Annotated in this window: 13 protein-coding genes; 5 read left to right on the top strand and 8 right to left on the bottom strand. The window is 42.9% G+C overall.

The annotated features are described in order from the left end of the window. Window positions 1–317: 317 nt before the first annotated feature. The 8 genes from ASN18_RS17570 to ASN18_RS11825 all read right to left on the bottom strand — a co-directional run bounded on the left by ASN18_RS17570 (window position 318) and on the right by ASN18_RS11825 (window position 7,612). Window positions 318–464, bottom strand: coding sequence for a hypothetical protein (locus ASN18_RS17570; RefSeq protein ID WP_236861709.1), 147 nt, complete (start codon window positions 462–464; stop codon window positions 318–320). A 36-nt stretch (window positions 465–500) separates the two neighbouring features. Next, window positions 501–872: a hypothetical protein gene (locus ASN18_RS11855; RefSeq protein ID WP_085052963.1), complete on the bottom strand. Its 372-nt coding sequence runs from the start codon at window positions 870–872 to the stop codon at window positions 501–503. Further along, window positions 847–2,307 carry a sigma 54-interacting transcriptional regulator gene (locus ASN18_RS11850; protein WP_353740372.1) on the bottom strand — a complete coding sequence of 487 codons (1,461 nt, stop codon included), beginning with the start codon at window positions 2,305–2,307 and terminating at the stop codon, window positions 847–849. Before ASN18_RS11850 ends, ASN18_RS11855 begins: the two co-directional genes overlap by 26 nt. Before the next feature lie 50 nt (window positions 2,308–2,357). Beyond that, window positions 2,358–3,074 carry a RadC family protein gene (gene radC / locus ASN18_RS11845; protein ID WP_085052961.1) on the bottom strand — a complete coding sequence of 239 codons (717 nt, stop codon included), beginning with the start codon at window positions 3,072–3,074 and terminating at the stop codon, window positions 2,358–2,360. A gap of 15 nt (window positions 3,075–3,089) precedes the next feature. Next, window positions 3,090–5,165, bottom strand: coding sequence for a sensor histidine kinase (locus ASN18_RS11840; protein ID WP_157072962.1), 2,076 nt, complete (start codon window positions 5,163–5,165; stop codon window positions 3,090–3,092). A 106-nt stretch (window positions 5,166–5,271) separates the two neighbouring features. Further along, complete coding sequence (locus ASN18_RS11835; RefSeq protein WP_085052959.1) at window positions 5,272–5,874, bottom strand: hypothetical protein; 603 nt, start codon at window positions 5,872–5,874, stop codon at window positions 5,272–5,274. Between the two features lie 32 nt (window positions 5,875–5,906). After that, a complete protein-coding gene (locus ASN18_RS11830; protein ID WP_236861708.1) occupies window positions 5,907–6,950 on the bottom strand; it encodes a uroporphyrinogen decarboxylase family protein in 1,044 nt (347 codons plus the stop codon). Continuing rightward, on the bottom strand, window positions 6,947–7,612 hold the full coding sequence (locus ASN18_RS11825) for a cobalamin B12-binding domain-containing protein (RefSeq protein WP_085052958.1): 666 nt from the start codon (window positions 7,610–7,612) through the stop codon (window positions 6,947–6,949). Before ASN18_RS11825 ends, ASN18_RS11830 begins: the two co-directional genes overlap by 4 nt. A 312-nt stretch (window positions 7,613–7,924) precedes the next feature. On the opposite strand from ASN18_RS11825, the gene ASN18_RS11820 reads away from it, so the two are divergent. From ASN18_RS11820 to ASN18_RS11800, 5 genes are all read left to right on the top strand, one after another. Further along, on the top strand, window positions 7,925–13,813 hold the full coding sequence (locus ASN18_RS11820; RefSeq protein ID WP_085052957.1) for an alpha-2-macroglobulin family protein: 5,889 nt from the start codon (window positions 7,925–7,927) through the stop codon (window positions 13,811–13,813). Window positions 13,814–14,184: 371 nt separating this feature from the next. Then, complete coding sequence (locus ASN18_RS11815; protein WP_085052956.1) at window positions 14,185–16,029, top strand: coiled-coil domain-containing protein; 1,845 nt, start codon at window positions 14,185–14,187, stop codon at window positions 16,027–16,029. A 134-nt stretch (window positions 16,030–16,163) separates the two neighbouring features. After that, window positions 16,164–16,670: a hypothetical protein gene (locus tag ASN18_RS11810; RefSeq protein ID WP_085052955.1), complete on the top strand. Its 507-nt coding sequence runs from the start codon at window positions 16,164–16,166 to the stop codon at window positions 16,668–16,670. 29 nt (window positions 16,671–16,699) lie between these two features. Then, window positions 16,700–17,287 carry a hypothetical protein gene (locus tag ASN18_RS11805; RefSeq protein ID WP_157072961.1) on the top strand — a complete coding sequence of 196 codons (588 nt, stop codon included), beginning with the start codon at window positions 16,700–16,702 and terminating at the stop codon, window positions 17,285–17,287. 48 nt (window positions 17,288–17,335) lie between these two features. Continuing rightward, the gene (locus ASN18_RS11800) at window positions 17,336–17,827 is read left to right on the top strand and encodes a hypothetical protein (protein WP_085052953.1); all 492 of its coding nucleotides are present in this window, start codon (window positions 17,336–17,338) and stop codon (window positions 17,825–17,827) included. The last annotated feature ends 2,075 nt before the right edge of the window (window positions 17,828–19,902 follow it).

Here is a 19,902-nt window from a genome sequence, read left to right as displayed (position 1 = left end):
CTATACCTCCTTTCTCTCGAACGTTAGTATAGCCTCTCTTTAGGACATTTCTACTTTGGCACTTTAGGACATTATCATTTTGGCGGAACAATGCTTAAAAAATACTTGACTTTGCTCCAAGAGGTATGTTACATTATGACTGTGATTAAGAAATTAATATCAACATTAGTATTAATAGCCGTCATGAGTCTATCTTTGCCAAGCTATGCTGAGGGCGTGCCGCCACCACCGCCGCTGCCTCCTAAAAAGCATATTGTGAAACCGAAGAGACCACCTCTGCCACCAGTACCTCCGATACCACCACGACCAAAACGTATCTATAAACCAAATAGGCCGCCCTTACCGCCAGTGCCTCCTCCAATACCACAGAGAAGGCCGCCTGTGCCGCCACCGCCGCCACTACCATAGCCGCTGTTCATATATTCAACATATGCCTGTGATGACGCCCGGCTGTTAGCCGACACAATTACGGCCTCGCGCCTCCAAGCTAGTATGGGCTGTTATGGCATATTAATTCTCAGGTCATAGCTCCCGACGGCAACATCTGCGGCTAAACCCAAGTCCCAGAGCAGACCTGTTACCTTTGACCTTGCCTTTTCAGGTATCATAAGTATGAGTTTTACCCCTTTTTGTGACAGCGCCTTCCAGTGTTTTGCCTTCTCTGCGTTGATTGACTCTTCTGTCTCCACCTCTACGACTGCCATCGCCATGCCGTAGTTTTTTAATATCAAGTCTGGATAAAATCCATCAAACTCGTGTTTATTTTCCCCGTCCTGACCATCGGGATTACACACTATCTCAGTGTATTGCCTTGATAGTCTGTTTCTTAAATGCGTCACAAGCCAGTTATGAAATACCTTTTCTGATTCCATATTTCTTCACCTTATATCCGATTTGTCTGGGCGTAATGCCCAGTAGTTTTGCTGCCTTCACTAATACCCCGTCAGTTGTTCTGAGGGCCTCGATGATTCCCTCTTTCTCAGCCTTATCTAGTGGTGTAATACGATTTTCAACCACTTCTTTAGTAAAATTCCTTATATTCAAAGGTAAATCACGCGGGTGAACTATCCTTCCCGGCAACATGATGACAAGGCGCTCTATTGTGTTTTCAAGTTCCCTGATGTTGCCAGGCCACCAGTACTTTGCCATAGCGCTTACTGTATCTTGCGATATTTCCACATTCCTTGAATTTTCCTTGTTGTATTTATCCAGAAAAAAGGCAATCAGCTCTTCCATATCCTCCATTCTCTGCCTCAATGGAGGCAGGAACATTGGCACAACATTGAGCCTGTAGAAGAGGTCTTCTCTGAAATCTCCCTCGCCAACTAACTGGATAAGGTCTTTAGCCGTAGCGGCAATTACCCTTACATCTACTTTTATCGTTTTCTCTGAACCTATCCTCTCAAACTCCCTCTCCTGTATAACACGCAGGATTTTGGGCTGAAGCCCCAGAGATAAATCCCCAATTTCATCAAGAAAGATTGTACCCTTGTTGGCAAGCTCAAACCTGCCCCTTCTTACTGACGAGGCACCTGTGAAAGCTCCCTTTTCATGACCGAACAGCTCCGTCTCCAAAAGACCTTCGGGAATAGCCGCACAGTTTAGTTTGATAAAAGGCTGCTTTGCCCGCGCGCTCATATAGTGGATGGCCTTTGCTATCAGCTCTTTTCCTGTGCCGCTTTCCCCTGTTATCAGCACTGTTGCCCGTGAGCCTGCTACCCTGTGTACGGATTCAAAGACATCCTGCATCGATGAGGATTTGCCAATTATGTTTTCTATACGGTACTTGCCCCTGAGTTCGCTCTTCAGCGTTTCACGCTCGGCTATGAGCTCCTGTACTTCCTGCTCTACCTGTCGGCTGAGTTTTATGTGCTGGGTTAATAGCGAGGCTATAATCTTCAATAGCCTGAGGTCGGCGTCAAAAGATACCCTGCTGTCAGCAAACAGCCTGTCAACGCTCAATACCCCAAGCACATCCCTTTTAAACATAATCGGTACACACAAAAAGGCAATGTTACTCTTATTTATATCCTTTCGCGCACCTGTCCTATTTAAAAACACCGGCTCATCGCCAACATTTGGCACCACTATCGGGTAACCGGACTTTGCCACCTGCCCAATGATTCCCTCGCCAAGTTTATATCTGCCCAGTTGGAGTTCTTCTATTGTCAGTCCGTGTGCTGCCTTTATGACAATCTCATCACCCTCGACAAGCGCTACCGTGCCGCGCTGCATATCAAGGAAGTCTGAAAGCACCTTCATAGCCCCCTTAAGCGTCTTATTCAGGTCTAAGGACGCACCTAACAGCTTGCTTATCTCATAGAGCGTTATCAGTTGCTGTGAATGTCTGTCCGTAGTCAGAGCAGCCCCCTGTCAATAAAACTAAAAAATGAGTGTCTTGTTACAATCAAATGGTCATGGATGACAATCCCAAGCCGTGAGGCAGTCTCCTTCAGGCTGCGCGTGAGCTTGATGTCATCTTCTGAAGGCGATGGTGAGCCGGTCGGATGGTTGTGGACAAGAATCAGCGCAGTTGCATTGTGTTTGAGCGCGTGTTCAAATATCTTTCTCGGATATACGTAACAAAGATTGGGGATTCCTTCGCCTATTATCTCCTCAGCCATAACCTCGTTTTTGGCATTTAAGTACAACACAAGAAATTGCTCGTTTTCCTTTGAGCCAATAGATGTTCTCAGATAGTCAACTATATCGTCCGGGTTCTTTATTGCCTTTCTCTTGATTCGTTTTTGTTTTAAGTAAATAGTGCCAAGGTCTTTGACAAGCTTAATCAGCGTGGCAGTTTGAAGGCCAATACCTTCGACTTCCATCAGGGTGTCTTTGTCGGCATCAAGAATGTTTTGAATGCTGCCAAATCTCTTGAGTAATCTCTTGGCCTCTGGTTTTACATCTTTTTGCGAACGGGTAAAGGTCAGAAGAAGTTCAATCACCTCATATCCAGCCAGTGAGCTAACCCCTTTTTCAATATACCTCTGTCTCAGGCGCATTCGATGCCCTGTATATTGCGGTTTACTGGATTTACCGTTGTCTGATTTAATGTCTGATTTTATGTTCATTTATCGTTTCATAGCTCACTTTGCACCCATGTCTAAGCCCTCCGGTCTGCTTACATTCAATGTTATCAAAAACTCTGCACCTCTATCCACATTTCCTGCTGTCAGTTTGCCGTCCATATTCGTCTCTATTATTGTTTTTGACATATATAGTCCAACTCCGGTACCTTCTTTTCCCTTCGTCGTATAGTAGGACTCAAATATTCTGTCTATTATATGGTCAGGGATGCCGCCGCCGTTGTCTGTTATTGAAATTAGTATCTTATTTCCTTCTTTATTATTGCTGATATTTATTTCAACCAGCCCTTGTATGTCAGCGTCGCTCTGTCTTATTGAAGTAATTGCGTCTCTTGAGTTATTCAAAATATTGAGTATCACCTGTTTAAATTCGTTAGGATATCCAATTGTAAATAATATTGTATCCTGCTGTGTTCTTATAGAAATATCAACATCGTTTTTCTTAAACACTTGTACAAACATTAAAAGTAATTCCTCTATGGTAGTTTTTACGTCGAAGTATACTTTCTTCTTTGACGGCATAAAAAAGTTCCTGAAATCATCTATCGTTTTTGACATAAAAGATATTTGATTCATTGCCATATCAACAGACTGTTCCATATACTTCTCGTTAAGTTCACCATAGATATAGGCTTCCTTCATATCCTGAACATTTAGACCAATGGCATTTAGGGGCTGCCGCCATTGATGGGCGATGAGACCTATCATCTCACCCATAGCTGCCATTTTTGACTGCTGAATAAGTAACTGCTCTTTCATTGCACGACGCTGTACTTCTTCTTCTACTCGTTTTTCAAGATTCTTATTTGCATCATCCAGGTCGTTCATAATATTCAGGTTTGCAAGATTAACCTCTTCCAGTTCTTCATTTATTTTTCTGATTTGTCTCTCAATTAATATACGGTCATCTATCTCACGGGACAACTTTTCATTTATATTTATTATTTCAGCGGTACGCGACTCTACTATTTTTCCCTGTTCATTTTTTGATATTGTGGTTTGCAGAAGGTTCTCCGCCATTTGATTAAAAGCCTTGGCAAGGTCTCCTATCTCATCTGCGCTGTCTATAGCGATAGCTGCATCGAAATTGCCAGAGCCGACTTCTAAGGCCTTATTCCTCAATAATCTAAGGGATTTCGAGAAAGTACGGGCAAAAAATATTCCAAGGAGCAGAGATAATGCCCCAACAGGCAGTATAACGAGAATTATCTTATTTCTTAGTTCCTCAGCAAAACTATAGACAGTTTTAACTGGGGCATAAAATATCAAAGTCCAATTGTTCCCCTTAAAATCAAAAAACCCTTGTTCCCGAACATAAACGTATAAGTATTCTTTTCGGGTTTGTTCATCAATACCTCTGCCGCTTCCGATAGTTTCCCCTGCCGTAGATATCTTAAAAGGCAGAGAAGCGTCCGTTTTTGACATATAAACAGTTTCTTTGCCCTGATTAGAGTAGAGCAATAAACCCTCATTATTAACAAGATACACCTCTACATCTTTAATAAAAGCGTGTTCGGATGTTCTAATAATATTAAATATCCTATCTACGGGCATTCTGGAGACAACTACACCAAAGGGAATCCCTTCTATGTCTTTTACAGGAGATGCAAAGTAAATAATTGGTATATTTAGCTCTTCAGCCACTCTTATATCCTTAGCTGCGCTGACAATGCCATTATCAATGGTGTCTATTGACCATTGGACTACATTGTGCTGTTTCCCTATGTGCAATCCTGCCGTGTCAGCTATTCTTATACGGTCTAAATTAAAAAAGGATAAAGAGGCATAGAATTTGTAGTTATTTCTGTACTCGGTTAATCTATTAGTAATTTGAGCGGGTGAAGAGTCTCTTGAACTGATTAAACTGTCACTTGCCATCATTTGAATATCGCCGTTTCGTTCAAACAATATATGATCTATCATAGACATTATATCTGTTGCTTCGGATTCCATCTTATGCAATGTCTGCCTTTCTATGGTTTTGATACTTATTGTGTAAACAGTTACTGTTATGGCTATCGCAGCCAGTATTATCACTCCAGTTATTAAAATTGATAGTTTAGTAGAAAATCTCACCTTACTCCTTTAATGATTTTATAAACATTGGTTCAATAGTTGACATTGTTTTTATTGAAGAACCCTGAAAGCCTGATGGTTATCCCCATAGCAACCTTCATATGTATCATTTATTTACTTTATTTGGAATTTTATATTTTATTGGCTGACCCATACTTTCGACAAGAGTATTAATTTCTTCCTTTAATTCAATCATCTTTAGTTCTCTGCCAATTGATATTTTCTTAAAGGTTTCCAGTTGTGTATTTACATTTACAAGGGCCTGATATATGCGAGAGTTGGATATTGAAAGACCAAGGGCGCTTGCAATGGTTAAAGATAAATTAAGATAGTGATTCTTGTACTCAGGAAATAAAAGCCCGTCAATCTCTATTAGCCCAATCACACCTTCTCTTCCCCTAATCTTTAATCTAAAACCTTTTCCCGAGGCTGTCAACGCATAGTCATCCTTGAAATTTTCAACCAGGTCATTTAATACAGTTTTATCGGCTGTCTTTTCCGGGAAAGTCCTCACCTCAGTTGGATGGTCTTCAACTATGGAAAGATAGATTATGCTTGAAGGGGCACACAGTGTTCTGAACAAATGCATGATGTTATCGATAGCAGAGTCTTCTGTTACATAGGATGAAATGTGACATACCAATTCACAGGCCATAGCGTAATCGGCAATTGTTCTGTCCTTTTCGCTTATATTATTGTCTTCTATCATCTGAACTATTTCCTGCGGTCACAGCCGCCGCCCTATTTTAACCATTGCAACGGATACCTGCCCCACTCATGCGCTGCATCCACTATTGTATGTAATACATCATCAGGCACCTGAAACGGTATCTCTCCGTGATTGTCGGACAAGATAAACCCGCCTCCTTTGCCTGCCTTTGCAATAATATCTTTTACTATTCTTGTTGTATCCTCCTGGGTCCAGCGTTTCATTTCAATACCATTGAGGTTTCCCATCACAGTTGTTCGTCCTTTACAGTCATTTTTTATCTTTTCGATATCTTCCAGCACACTCACACCAATTACCGAGGTGCCGGTTTGCATCACGTCTTCTATTATAGAATAACACCTTCCTGCTGCGAAATGTGTTGCTGTTGGGCCTTTTATCTTAGACAATGTACGTTTTGCAATATTATGGCCGGTCTTTAAGTACAATTCCTTGTCTATTATCGTTGTCGAAGACACCGGGTCAAAGTAACAGACAGCCGTACACCCGGCGTCAAGCTGTGCGTTTGCCCATTGAACACAGAAGTCTTCATTAATTCTCATCAGATGCTCAAATAACTCCTTGTGTTCATAAATAAGCTCAATGTACTTATCGAAACCCATTTGCATTACAGGAATGGAGAATGGCGACATCACAGTGCCTATAATAGGAATATCATCTCTAACCTTTTCCTTCATCATCCTCTGGGCATCAAGGGCTTTCAACAGGCACTTGCTCTGTCCAACTTCAGGAGGCACCAACCTGCGTATGTCTTCAAATTTCTTTATAAATGGCATCCCTGAATTAGGTGGGCCATCGTCTCTGAAGATTACCTCGCCACCCCATGCCTCTATCTCTATCGGTGCGTAAAAAAAACCATAGACACAGTCGTTGCTGAATTTCCTACACACCCTTACCTGTCCTTCTGCAACATTTTCAGCTCTGGAGAAGTACTCCTTGACAGACATCCCAAGCTCTTTTGCCCCGTGCATTGTAAATAATAGGAAGACAGGCACACGGTCAGGCTCCTTATGTCCAAGCGTAGTTAAAATCCTCTGCATCGGCGTCATGGACATCATAACCCCCTGCTGTTTTCTATAGAGCGAATAATATTTATCGCATCCGACACTGTCCTTCCTGCATAGTCAGCTTCAACCTCTTCATACAATTTATCATCAAAGTTAAATGGCGCACCGCCAACGACGATTGTTATGGCAGCTTGATTTTCCCTCATTTTTCTCCTTACCTCTTTTACCTTCAATGCCGACGGTAACATAAGCACCGAGATCAAAAGAACCTCTATTTTATCTTTGATAGTGAGAGATACAAGGTCGCCAGCCGACCTCCCATTACCGTAATCAACTACTTCGTAGCCTGATGAGTGTAAAAAACTTTTCACTATTTGTTTGCCAAGTGTGTGAAAATCTTCCAATGTGGCGATGGCAATCCTTAATTGTTTCTTTCTTATAGTATGATTTTGGGGCATTATGTCATGAAGGATCTCAGTACATATTTTCCCGCTCATGTAGACTTGCGACAGTGACACTTTATCCATCGTCCATCCTTCGCCGATTTGCTCTAATGAAGGTACGATTACCTTTTCCACAACCTCAATAGGCTGATATGCTGTACTTGCTTCCATCAAGGTCATTTTTGCCCTTATCTTATTGACAGACAAGAGCGACTGAATCATATTTTTTATGTATATAGCAGCATCGTCAACAGGCAATTGATTTTCCATAACACTCACTTTCCTTCCTTAGCCTAATGCAAGATGGGTTTTCCATCGATAATCATATTCTATGTGATGCCAGACATCACCTTCCAGCAATCTACTTTTCAAAAGTACATTGAAACGCCATTTTGTAAAAATCATATATTCATGATTACTTATTGGTAACATAACGTACACCACAAAGTCAATATATGTGTTTGCCCTGAAAAAGCAGCACTTTCCATAAACTTCTCTATTAAGATATACTAAATGGAAATTTGCCGCTGTCGGCGGTAAGACAATCAAAACACTGACATTAGACATACTGGGGGCATTGAAATGGGGGCAAATAAATCAAAGGGGATAATCAATGCAGTTTTAGCCGTTGTTTTAGCGTCACTATTTGTGATTGTTACATTTGTAATTGCTACAGCGGCATATGCCGGTGAACAGGCAGTGGTGGAGCAGTTCTCTCCACAGGGTACAGCTAAAGCCGTAAGACAGGTGACTGCCCGATTTTCTGAGCAGATGGTCTCGTTTGGCGACCCGCGTACTGAGTCCCCTTTTAACATCAATTGCCCCGAAAAAGGCTCCGCCAGATGGATTGACACTATGAACTGGGCATACGATTTTGACGAAGACCTGCCCTCTGGAGTGTCCTGCACATTCACGCTGAAGCCATCCATTAAGGCCCTGTCGGGAACGCCGGTCAAAGAAGCCAGCTTTCAATTCACAACCGGCGGGCCAAGCGTTCTTGTCTCTGAACCATCTGATGGAAGTATATGGCTTGATGAAAAACAAGCCTTTGTCCTTTATCTTGACGGCGTTCCCGATGAGTCCTCAATCCCTGAGCATGTCCACTGCACAGTTGACGGCATAAGGGAGCGCATAGGCGTTACTTTGATTCAAGGCAATGAAAAAGAAGAAATCCTAAAAGCCGCCGCCCCGGCACTCAGAGGCTATAAGCTGTACGATAAAAACTCATCAAGTTCCTTAAAGACTCCAGTAAAAAACCTCGTCGTCCTACAGTGCAACCGCACATTTCCTTCTGGCAAGGGGGTGAAAATCGTATGGGGTAAGGGAGTTAAATCAATAAGCGGCGTCGCATCAGACATAGAACAGGTGTTGAGCTTCAAGACTCAGAATCCATTTGCTGCCACATTTCACTGCCTAAAGGAGAGGGCCACATCGGGCTGCATACCGTTAACCCCGATGAAGCTGGTATTCTCTGCGGCAGTCTCCAGAAAAACAGCAAACCAAATCGTTATTAAAAGTGATGACGGTAAGCTCTGGCGGCCAAAACTCGATGCAGAAGATGAGGAAGACACAAGATATACGCAAAGGTTAGTGTTTGAAGGGCCATTCCCTGAAAGCACATCGTTTAGTGTTGTGATCCCTGAAGGACTAAAAGACGAATCAGGCAGGGCGCTCTCAAACCGCAGCAAATTCCCGATGAAGGTCAGGACAGACGCCTATCCACCTCTGGCAAAATTCGCCTCACGCTTTGGGATTATCGAGCAGAAGGCGGGTGCGCTGTTACCCATTACCGTTAGAAACATCGAACAGGAGATAAAACTCTTCCTGCTAAATCCAGGGGAGAAAGCCGCCGAAACAAAGACTGAAGCAAACGTAGCCCCTAAATCCGAACCCGAAAAAAACACCGTTCCGAACACTGTCGCTGGCAAGATAAAGAAAATCCCGGCAGGCTCCCAGGAGGAGATCATCTCATGGCTGAGAAAAACAGCCGCCAGCGTGCGCGAAAGGCCGCTGCTTAGTAAGGCCTCCGGCGTAAAAACCTTTAATCTGCCCAAACCTGGCGGCACAAAGGCATTTGAGGTAATAGGCATACCATTGGGCACGAAGGGCAGCACTACGGGGTTTTATGTAGTGGAGGTGGAGAGCGCCATATTAGGCCAGCACCTCCTGCCAAATCAACGCCCCATGTATGTGCAGGCAGCGGCACTGGTTACAAACCTCTCCACACACCTTGCCTGGGGCAGGGAATCCTCAGCCGTGTGGGTAACAACGCTGGATAAGGGAGAGCCTGTAAATAACGCAGAGGTAACGCTGAGAGACTGCACAGGCAAGGCCGTATGGCAGGGTAAGACCGCCGCTGACGGCATAGCAAGGATTAATCAATCACTGCCTACTGACCGCATCCTTCCGACGTGCCGCGAGCAGCTAAACTGGGCTGAAAACTCACAGATACTTAACGATGTCACAAACGGACTATTTGTATTTGCAAAAACACAGGACGACCTCACGTTCACACATTCGTCATGGCACAGGGGCATAGAGCCGTGGCGCTTTAAGCTGCCTGAGGCCTTTGGTGCAAGCGATGACCCTGCAATCGTTCATACGGTCTTTGACCGTACACTGCTGCGCGCCGGGCAGAGCATAAACATGAAACATATACTAAGAAAACACACGATGAACGGTTTTGAGTCTGTACCGGAGGCAGAAAGGCCCGAAAAGGCCGTTATCGTTCACTCAGGCTCTAACAAAGAGTTTCCATTCCCATTGAAATGGCTCGAAGACGGGTCGGCAGAGACAACATGGGCAATCCCTGAACAGGCAAGCAACGGCCGCTATGAGGTATATCTAAATAAAAAGGCAAAACCATACGACAGGAGGATGTTCTCCGGCACATTCAACATCGAAGACTTCAGGGTGGTGCTGATGAAGGCGGCAGTTCAGGGGCCTGCAGCGCCGCTGATCATACCAAAAGAGGTGGGGCTTGATATAACGGTATCATATCTTTCCGGTGGCGGCGCGGCTGATTTACCAGTCAAGCTGCGAGCAGAGCTTCAGCCCAAGGAAATCACATTACCGACGGCAGAAGGCTATCAATTTTCTGCAAAGGCAGTACGTGAAGGAATCGAGACAAACACAGACCAATATGCCGACCAGTATACCGGTCACTATGACAGCAATGGTGAAGACGATAGTGAGAACGAGGCCGCCCCGCTCAACTCTAAACAAGTCAAACTACAGACCATCGAACTCAATCTCGATAAAAACGGTACGGCGAAGGCCACTCTCAAAGCCATTCCCGAAATAAGCACACCGCACGACATCACGGCTGAACTGGAGTTTCGTGACCCGAACGGCGAGATTCAAACAATCTCCTCAAACATACCGGTCTATCCATCATCTCTAATGGTTGGCATAAACCCGTCTGACTGGGCAGAGTCAAAAGACGCGCTTAAGTATAAGGTAATCGTAACGGGTGTTGATGGTAAGCCGCGGCCAAACGTACCGGTAGAAGTCGATATCTTCAAAAAGAGGACATACTCCCACAGGAAACGTGTGGCAGGCGGGTTCTATTCCTATGAAAATATCGATGAGATAAAGAAGATTGGACGCCACTGCGCCGGTAAGACCGACGAAAAAGGCCTGTTATTCTGTCAGGCCCCCTCACCGGCCTCTGGCAGGATAATAATCCAACCGACAATTAAAGACGACGCTGGAAGACCGGCCTTTACAAACACCGAGGTCTTTGTTGCAGGTAAAGATGAGGTATGGTTCGATGCCGGAAGTGACGACCGCATAGATTTAATTAGTGAATCCAGACGCTATGAGATAGGTGAGACGGCAAAATTTCAATTAAGAATGCCCTTTAAAGAGGCCACAGTGTGGGTCACTGTCGGGCGTGAAGGCGTCATGGACACATATGTAAGGACAATTACCCGAAACAATCCGGCTTTTGAGATACCAATAAAGAAGAATTACGCCCCGAATGTCTACGTATCAGCGCTGGCTATAAGGGGACGCATCGATGACGCCAAACCTACGGCGCTTTTTGACCCAGGCAAGCCCGCCTTTAAACTTGGCATAACGGGCATTGATGTCGGCTGGAGACCGCACGAACTAAAAGTTGCCGTTACGACAGACAAACAGGTGTATAAGACCCGCCAGGAGGCTAAAGCTAAAATCAAGGTGCTTGACGCCGAGGGCAAGACACCGCCAAAGGGCAGTTCAGTAATCATTGCAGCCGTTGATGAGGGGCTGCTCGAGTTAAAGCCGAATCTGAGCTGGAAGCTGCTTGAGGCAATGATGAAAAAAAGGCCGTATGAACTAAAGACATCTACCTCACAGGCGGTGGTCATAGGGAAGCGGCACTTTGGGCGTAAATCACTGCCGCAAGGCGGTGGAGGCGGCAAGAGCGTCACCCGTGAACTGTTCGACACACTAATACTTTGGAAGGCAACAGTAAAACTAGACGAAAACGGTGAGGCCGCAGTAAATGTCCCGCTCAATGACTCACTTACTGCATTTAAGATTGTTGCCATTGCCACATCAGGCACGGGGCATTTCGGAACGGGTGAGACATCTGTCAGGACGTCTCAGGACCTGATGATATTTTCTGGTATTCCACCGCTTGTACGCACCGGCGATAAGTTTACAGCAGGCTTCACGGTGAGAAACACCACTGAAAAGGCTATAGACGCCCACGCCGAACTATCAGTTAAAGGGAGCGACAATGTTACAAGAAAGATGTCCCCCATCAAATTCAGTGTCCCGGCTGGCCGCTCCGAGGTGTTTAACTGGCAAATCGAGGTGCCATTTAACATCGATAACCTGCTCTACGATATAAACGTAAAGGACGCTTCCGGTGCCGCTTTTGACTCGATGCGTGTAAAACAAAAGGTAGTAAACGGTATTGATGTGAGGATATATCAGGCAGAACTCAGGCAAATCGATGCCCCATTCACTGTTGAAGTCGAAAAACCGGCAGACGCCCTGCAAAAACTTGGCGGAGTCAATGTAACATTCAAGCCCAAACTCAGCGAAGGTCTGACAGGTATAAGTTATTACATGTCGCACTATCCATACACGTGCATGGAACAGAAGGTCTCAAGGGCAGTATCACTGAGGGACAAGGCCATGTGGAACGGGATTAAGGCAGAGCTGCCAAACTATCTTGACAAGGACGGCTTTGTAAAGTATTTCCACAATATGAGGACAGGAAGCGAAGTCCTGACTGCCTATATTCTGTCTATATCACACGAAGCGGGATATGACATACCCCAGGAGACAAGGTCTAAAATGCTCTCCGCCCTCACATCTTTCGTAACCGGGAAGATAGTCATGGGAAGAAGCCCAATTCAGGCTGCCGATGTAGTGGTGAGAAAACTCTCGACCATAGAGGCGCTCTCACGCCACGGCGTAGCTGATGCGGCAATGCTTGCCCCAATAGCAACAGACCCCGCATTGCTGCCAACATCTGCCCTGCTTGATCTTATCAACATCACAAATCGTGTAAAAGACATTCCCGATAGAGACAAGAAGCTAAAGGCAACCGTTGATGCCCTCCGCACAAGGTTGAACCTGCAGGGCACTGTGATGAGCCTCTCATCAGAAAAGACAGACAATCTCTGGTGGCTTATGGCCACGCCTGACGCCAATGCCGTGCGCCTGCTGCTGACTACCCTGACCTTAGAGGGCAGTGCCGCTGCACCCTTCAGGGCAGATGAGCCGAAAATAGCAGCCGGTACAATAGGCAGGATGAGGCATGGCCACTGGGACAGCACGGTAGCAAACGCATGGGGTGTACTTGCAACAGAGCGTTTCTCAGCAAAATATGAATCTGTACCTGTAACGGGCATTAGCGCTGCACAGTTGGATAAAACCGTGTTTAACACCGACTGGGCAAAGACTCCAAAGGGCGGCACCGGCGGGTTTGTATGGCCGGATGGTAAGAAATCACCACTCAGCATATCACACAACGGCACAGGGAAACCCTGGGCAACGATACAAAGCCTTGCGGCAATACCTCTTACAAAACCCTTAAGCAGCGGCTATAAAATAGTAAAAACCATAACACCGGTCTCGCAAAAGACGAAGGGGAAGTGGACAAAGGGAGACGTATTCACGGTTGACCTTAAAATCGATGCTCAGGCAGATATGACATGGGTAGTGGTAAACGACCCCGTACCTTCTGGCACGACGATTCTAAACAGGGGGCTAGGGCGAGACTCATATCTGCTCAGAAAATCAGAAAAGAAGCGGCAGTACACGGGCGCATGGGAAGCCTACCGGGAGTTCACCTTTGAAGGCGTAAAGGTCTATTACGAATACGTACCGAAGGGCACCTGGTCAATCTCGTACACGGTAAGGCTGAACAATGACGGCATATTCCAGATGCCGACGACGAGGGTAGAGGCCCTGTACAATCCAGAGATGTTTGGTGAGATACCAAACAACAATATAGAAGTACACAAGTAATAGAAGTACACAAGTAAACGAAATATCATCAAGCCGGTTCCAGAAATCTGCAGCGGCAGAACCGGCTTGATAGAACATTCCGAATCAGCCTATCAAGCATATCTTTTAGTCTAATAAATTATTTCAAAATAATAACACACAATGTTGACATAAATATATTTCTATGCTATAATAAGTAATACTGCTAACACGCTCATAGAAAGTACGAGGTCAAGGAGGGTTACCCTCCTTGCAGGAGTTTGAGGGCAGCGCCCTCAATGTCGTGGAGTTTTTTTGATTTCCAAAAAATACAGGTTTCAAAAGGCGGTAATCCTATCGCCTAACAGGTAATACATATAGTATTACCACAATAAACACAGGAGGAAACAGATATGGCATCCACAGACCCGAACGAGATAGTGACTAAGGCGCAAGAATTCGCAAAGGACCAGTTAACAAACGCTAAGGAGTTTGTCGAAAAGTTATCACAGATTGCGACGACGAAACTTGAAGTCGATCAACCGGAGATATGGGAGTGGACGCTCTATGACAAATCGACCGAGGCGCTTGAGAAAGTAATGAGCATGAAGCCGAAAAGCCCTGATATAAAGAGCTTCGATGCAGATATACCAGAGGTTCCTACCTTTGCAATTGACAGTGTCGAGCCTGTAACAGTCCCTGAGTTTGATGTAAGCAGACCGGTATTGAGTTATCCTGATAAACCAGACGCGACATTACCAGGGGCGCCGCCAATGCCGACGATAGGTGAGAATTACAATGTTCCGGCAAGACCTTCGATAAAAGTACCAGAGCCGCCTTTGTTGGAGAGTTTTGACGTTCCGAAGCCGCCGTCAATATCCATAAAGCCGTTTACGATGGCAATGCCGAATGACGACATTATAGTGCCGTCAGATTTGTACACCGATTGGTTGAAGCACTATGAGCTCAACGAGCAGGAATACACATCAGTTTTAAAAGAGGCAATTGAAACACTGTTGATAAGCGACGTAAAAAACGGCGGCACGGGGATTAATCCAGAAGACGAGAGGCTGTTATGGGAGCGTGCAAAGGACAGACAGAACATCGAGGCACAGACAGCGATTAACGAGGCAAGACGTAACTACGCGGCGTATGGATTTACGATACCAACGGGGGCGATGATGTCGCTGGAAGAAAGCGCCAGAAACAAGGCGGTAAAAGACGCGTCATCGATGACAAGGGAGCTAGCAATAAAGAGGGCAGATTTATACGTGGAAAACCGCAAGCACGCGCTGGACAAGGCAATATCGCTTGAAAGCACATTGATAAACTTTCACAACTCGCTAAAGGAGCGCAGTCTAAACGCAGCTAAGGCGGTACTTGATGCTGGAATGAAGCTCTACAATCTGCAGGTAGAGAGATATAAAACCAGACTGAGCGCCTATAAGACTGCGGCAGACGTGCATGAAGCAACGATACGTGCGGCCTCGACACAGATACAAATCTATAAGACTGAACTTGAGGGCGTACTGAGCGAGGAGCAGCACAGGAGACAGGCAGAGATGGAGAGGTATAAAGAGCAGCTATCAGCCGTCAACGCGATGATTTCTGTGTATAAGACGGAGATGGAGGCGGCGAAGGTTTACAGCGATTTTGAGAATTCGAGGCTGCAGACATTTAAGACTAACGTAGAGGCGTATCACACGCTGGTGCAGTCGAAGACGGCTGAGTTCAACATGTACGAAGCGGCAATGCGTGGAGAAATGGAAAAGGTAAAGGTCTATGAATCCGATGTTAAGGCGTATCAGGCCAAAGTAGAGGGGTTCCATACAAAGGCGTCTGTGAATTCTCTCAACATAGAAAATCAGGCGAAAGAGGCTAAGATGAAACTTGACGCGTATGGTGCTAAATTGAACGGCTTTAAGGCAACCCTCCAGATGTCTGAAACGTTGATTAAGAACATTCTGGATAAGTACCGCGCAGAAGTAGGCGCGTATGGGCAGGAAACTGGTGCGATAAATAAGACATATGACATGTTTATACAGACCGGCAGGCTCAACTCACAAAGCAACATTGAGTCAACACAACAGAGCATAAAAAAGGCGGAGTTCGAGTTAAAGCGCCTGTCTGAGCAGGCAAAATTAAGGATAGAGGCGTCGAAGGCAGCAACTGATGTGTATAAAAATATCGCATCAGGTGCGTTATCGTCGGTAAATGCCCTGGCGTCAGTTACCAAGACCGTCACATCAAAGACATAAAGCTCTGCAAATTGAGGGGAAACCGGAGATAACGAGGAAGAATCTTTACCTCTTATTTCCCCCCCTTCAAAAATATAAACAAACATTGCATAAGCAATGATAACTTTTGTATCCTAAATAAGGAGAACTTGAACATGGAAGACAATGATGATAAATGTTATATTGATGTTGTGAAGGTATTTGAAGTACTTGAGGAAGTTTACCAAGCAATTCTTACCACACTTGCAGAGTTGTCTTTGAAGCATATGGACATCAAGAAGGATAGAGAAGAGTATTTGAAGTGTCTGCAAACTTGTATAGAAAAAAACGCGCATCGCTGGCCTACTGTGGGGACTATTTTTGATTTGGCTAATCCACTGCTAAATAAGGTAGTTGGAAAAACTCCCCGCGCAGGATTTGGAAATGGTCGTCATGCAACAGATTGGCAGCATAAACTAACTAAATATTGGCTTCCAAAGTATGATCCAATTGGAAAAACTGTTGGACGGTATGCTTTAGCGCCAACAGTAGCAGAAGGCTTCTATGACTTTGGAACAATAGGATATTGTGTGTTTAGTTGTCAGCATTATGATGGATCGTGCAATAACCTGGCAGATCCATCCTGTGGTCTATTACATTATATAACTCTTATGATGCCATAATAGAGTTAAGCAGTTATAGGAGTATTTACTTGACAACTGGTATGATTATATTTATTGTCGTGTCAGTGATTGTTATTTTATTGCTTGTAAAGTACGATGGTTCAAAAGCACGCAAGAGGCGGTTTCTTGGCAGGGCAGAATTGAGCCCCGATGAGTTTTATCAGCAATATTATGAATCTTCGGGGCTGCCAAAGGACAAAGTCATCGAAATACTAAACAATATAGCTCATGTACTAGAAATACCGGCCAAACTGCTACGCCCAACAGATAGATTTACTGAAGAACTAAAGGCAGAGCCGGGCTGGGAATACGACGATGGACTTGGCATTCTGGAATGGGAATTGGATATTATCTTGCGAAGAAAAGGTTCGAAACTTCAGCTATCTGACATAAAGAATATAGACGATTATATCCGATGTGTAATAGAGCTTGGCCCTGTTGAGCAGAAGTGTTATCAAACCACAATCGTCCCTGTTATTGCTATGGTTGTCGTCGTTTATTTTTTTTACAAGTATGCAGCAGAAGGAAACTCAGGAGCGGCATTCATTTGGTTGATAATACTCCTAATACTTTTTTATGTGATTAGGAAATTACGAGGTGCCGGTTTAATTGATTAATGTGGATGGCTGAAGCAAGAATTTAGTTACCCGTTTAGGAGCATTTACTTGACGACGAAGACCATATTTGAGATTGTATTCTTTATCATGATACTGCTTGCCATTACATGGTTTATGTCCCACGGGGATAAAGCGCGGAGGAAACGGTTTCTTGGCAGGGTAGAATTAAGCCCTGACGAATTTTATCAACAATACTATGAATCATCGGAGCTGCCAAAAGAGCAAGTCATTGAAATACTAAACAATATAGCTAGAGCATTAGCAATACCAGCCGTTGTGCTGCGCCCGACCGATAGATTTACTGAGGAATTAGCATCTGAGCCTGGTTGGGAATATGACGATGGACTTGGCCTTCTGGAATGGGAAGTGTATTCTCTCTTACGAAAAAAAGGCTCAAAACTTCAGTCAGATATAAAAAACATAGATGATTATATTCGATGTATAATTGCCCTTGGCAAAGTTGAACCTAAGTGTTGCACAAAAGGTCTTATTATTGCTGGTTCAAGTGTTTTGCGTAAACCTAACAAGCTTTTTAAGTAAATTAGCAGAGAACCGGTATAACATAGTAGAAATGATAACTGAATCCAATAACAATGAGGGACATATTATGTTGTAATCTATTTTCATTCTGTCGATAAATGGCATATAACAACTTATAACTATAGTATTGCATATTATTATGCTTATATAGGATAAGTATTGTTTTATTTTGTCGGAATATATAGATTTTAAAATTATAAATAGGTAAAATAATAATAGCATCTCAGTAGCTTTAACTATTTTATAGTCTATAGTTAGGAAATAGTTAGGAAGTAGTAGGCTAATATTATATTTTGCTAATAATGATAAAGCAACTAGTAAAACAAGTGTAGTACCTATCAACAACGTCAGGTTAACAGAATGATGACTATTCTTATATTTATTTATTAAATATATTATAATTAGCTGCCATCCAAATGAATATAAGACTTTATACATAACCACTAAAAAAAGAATTATATTATGATAATATTGAGTTATCATAAACACAATATCTACTATAATAAAGTATAACGATATGGGAATAAGAAAACAGATAATATAAAACGGCCAATATAGAACATATGTTGTGTTATGCCTTTTTATTATGGATGATAAGTGATGATACAATGTCCAGAAATACAATAATTCTATAAGTATAAAATAATACGAATATACTAAATCCAACCTGCGGAATTCTAACTTGCCTACTTTCATGTCAGATTTTATAAATATAAAATAATTGAGTATGGTATAAGTCAATATGCAAACAACTAAGTGTCCATAAAACAACAGTCGTGTTTTCATATGCGGCTTAATCATATTTATAGAGTTGATCTGCTTGATTAAGAATGCTGCAATTAAGGAATAAAATAAAATATGTGGAATAACCATAAGTATAATAAGCAGTATATATGCTATAAGTGTAATCATTATATTATTAGTTTATATTCTCTATTTGTACCACTTATTATAGATTCCATGTTAATCATAACTGTCCTATTCTAATAGAATTCTATATAGAGTAACTCATTTCATCAAAATATGCAAGACTAATATCAGTTTTTATCGTAGTCATTCAGGCAAGTCAGACGTTATATAACGGAGGTGCAGCTATGTGGCATAAGATTTACAATACATGCCGGTGCAATGAACCGATCATTTTCAAAGGCGGCACTGAAGCTGTTTAAATAAATAAGCAGCAAACCGATACAATACGATTGAAACGATAACTGCATTCAACAATAATGAAGGAGTCATTATGTAGTAGTCTTTTTTCATTCCGTCAATGAATGGCATATAATATAACCATAATATTACCTATAATTATAGTTATATAAGATAAGTATTGCCATATTTTATTGGTGTGTATATACTTGTATACCATTAATAAATAGAATAATATCAATGTTTCATAAATTTTTAACATTCCATGTTCATTGATTTGTAATAATTCGATGAAGTGAAAGGTGATATCGCCATGTATAAATAACCCTACGATAAGAATCGTAATAAATACAATATTTATCATTAAGATAATGATCCGTAAATTATAACTTTCTTTATGCATTATATAGTTATAAATTAAATATATCATGATTAGCTGCCATCCAAATGAATACAATACCTTATATGTAACTATTGCAAGAAGCATCGTATCATTCGATATTATGCCCAATACACCATTGATGGCAAAAATATAAAACAAAAGTGAAACGGCAAAACATATTATATGAAAAGGCCAATACAGAACATAGGATGTTTTATACTCATCTGCAGTATAAATGAAATGATAATACAACGTCCAGAAAAATAATAACTCTATGACTATGAAAGAATAAGACAGCACCATATCGACAGAGCCTATAAACCGTAATTCTCCTTTTATGTAAGGGCTAAAGTATTTATAAAATATTAAGTAATTCAATAGAAAATAAGATAATACATAAATAGATATATGTAAATAAAATAATGTTCTGGCCTTAACTGGTGGAATGACTAAGCTCTTATTAATCAGTGCATAAGTAAGTGGACATAACTATGCCGCATATTGTAATTTGCGATGCATAAAAAAACTGCGAATTATGTGTGGCAAT

The organism is Candidatus Magnetominusculus xianensis, assembly GCA_001541255.1.
Classification (GTDB): Bacteria; Nitrospirota; Thermodesulfovibrionia; order Thermodesulfovibrionales; family Magnetobacteriaceae; genus Magnetominusculus; species Magnetominusculus xianensis.
The sequence above is the reverse complement of the archived record's forward strand: the minus strand, read 5'-3'. Positions and strand labels throughout refer to the sequence as shown.

Coding starts and splice junctions, on each gene's coding strand:
- ASN18_RS11855 (WP_085052963.1), bottom strand. CDS start 872: ATGGAATCAGAAAAGGTATTTCATAACTGGCTTGTGACGCATTTAAGA.
- radC (WP_085052961.1), bottom strand. CDS start 3,074: ATGAACATAAAATCAGACATTAAATCAGACAACGGTAAATCCAGTAAA.
- ASN18_RS11835 (WP_085052959.1), bottom strand. CDS start 5,874: ATGATAGAAGACAATAATATAAGCGAAAAGGACAGAACAATTGCCGAT.
- ASN18_RS11830 (WP_236861708.1), bottom strand. CDS start 6,950: ATGATGTCCATGACGCCGATGCAGAGGATTTTAACTACGCTTGGACAT.
- ASN18_RS11825 (WP_085052958.1), bottom strand. CDS start 7,612: ATGGAAAATCAATTGCCTGTTGACGATGCTGCTATATACATAAAAAAT.
- ASN18_RS11820 (WP_085052957.1), top strand. CDS start 7,925: ATGGGGGCAAATAAATCAAAGGGGATAATCAATGCAGTTTTAGCCGTT.
- ASN18_RS11815 (WP_085052956.1), top strand. CDS start 14,185: ATGGCATCCACAGACCCGAACGAGATAGTGACTAAGGCGCAAGAATTC.
- ASN18_RS11810 (WP_085052955.1), top strand. CDS start 16,164: ATGGAAGACAATGATGATAAATGTTATATTGATGTTGTGAAGGTATTT.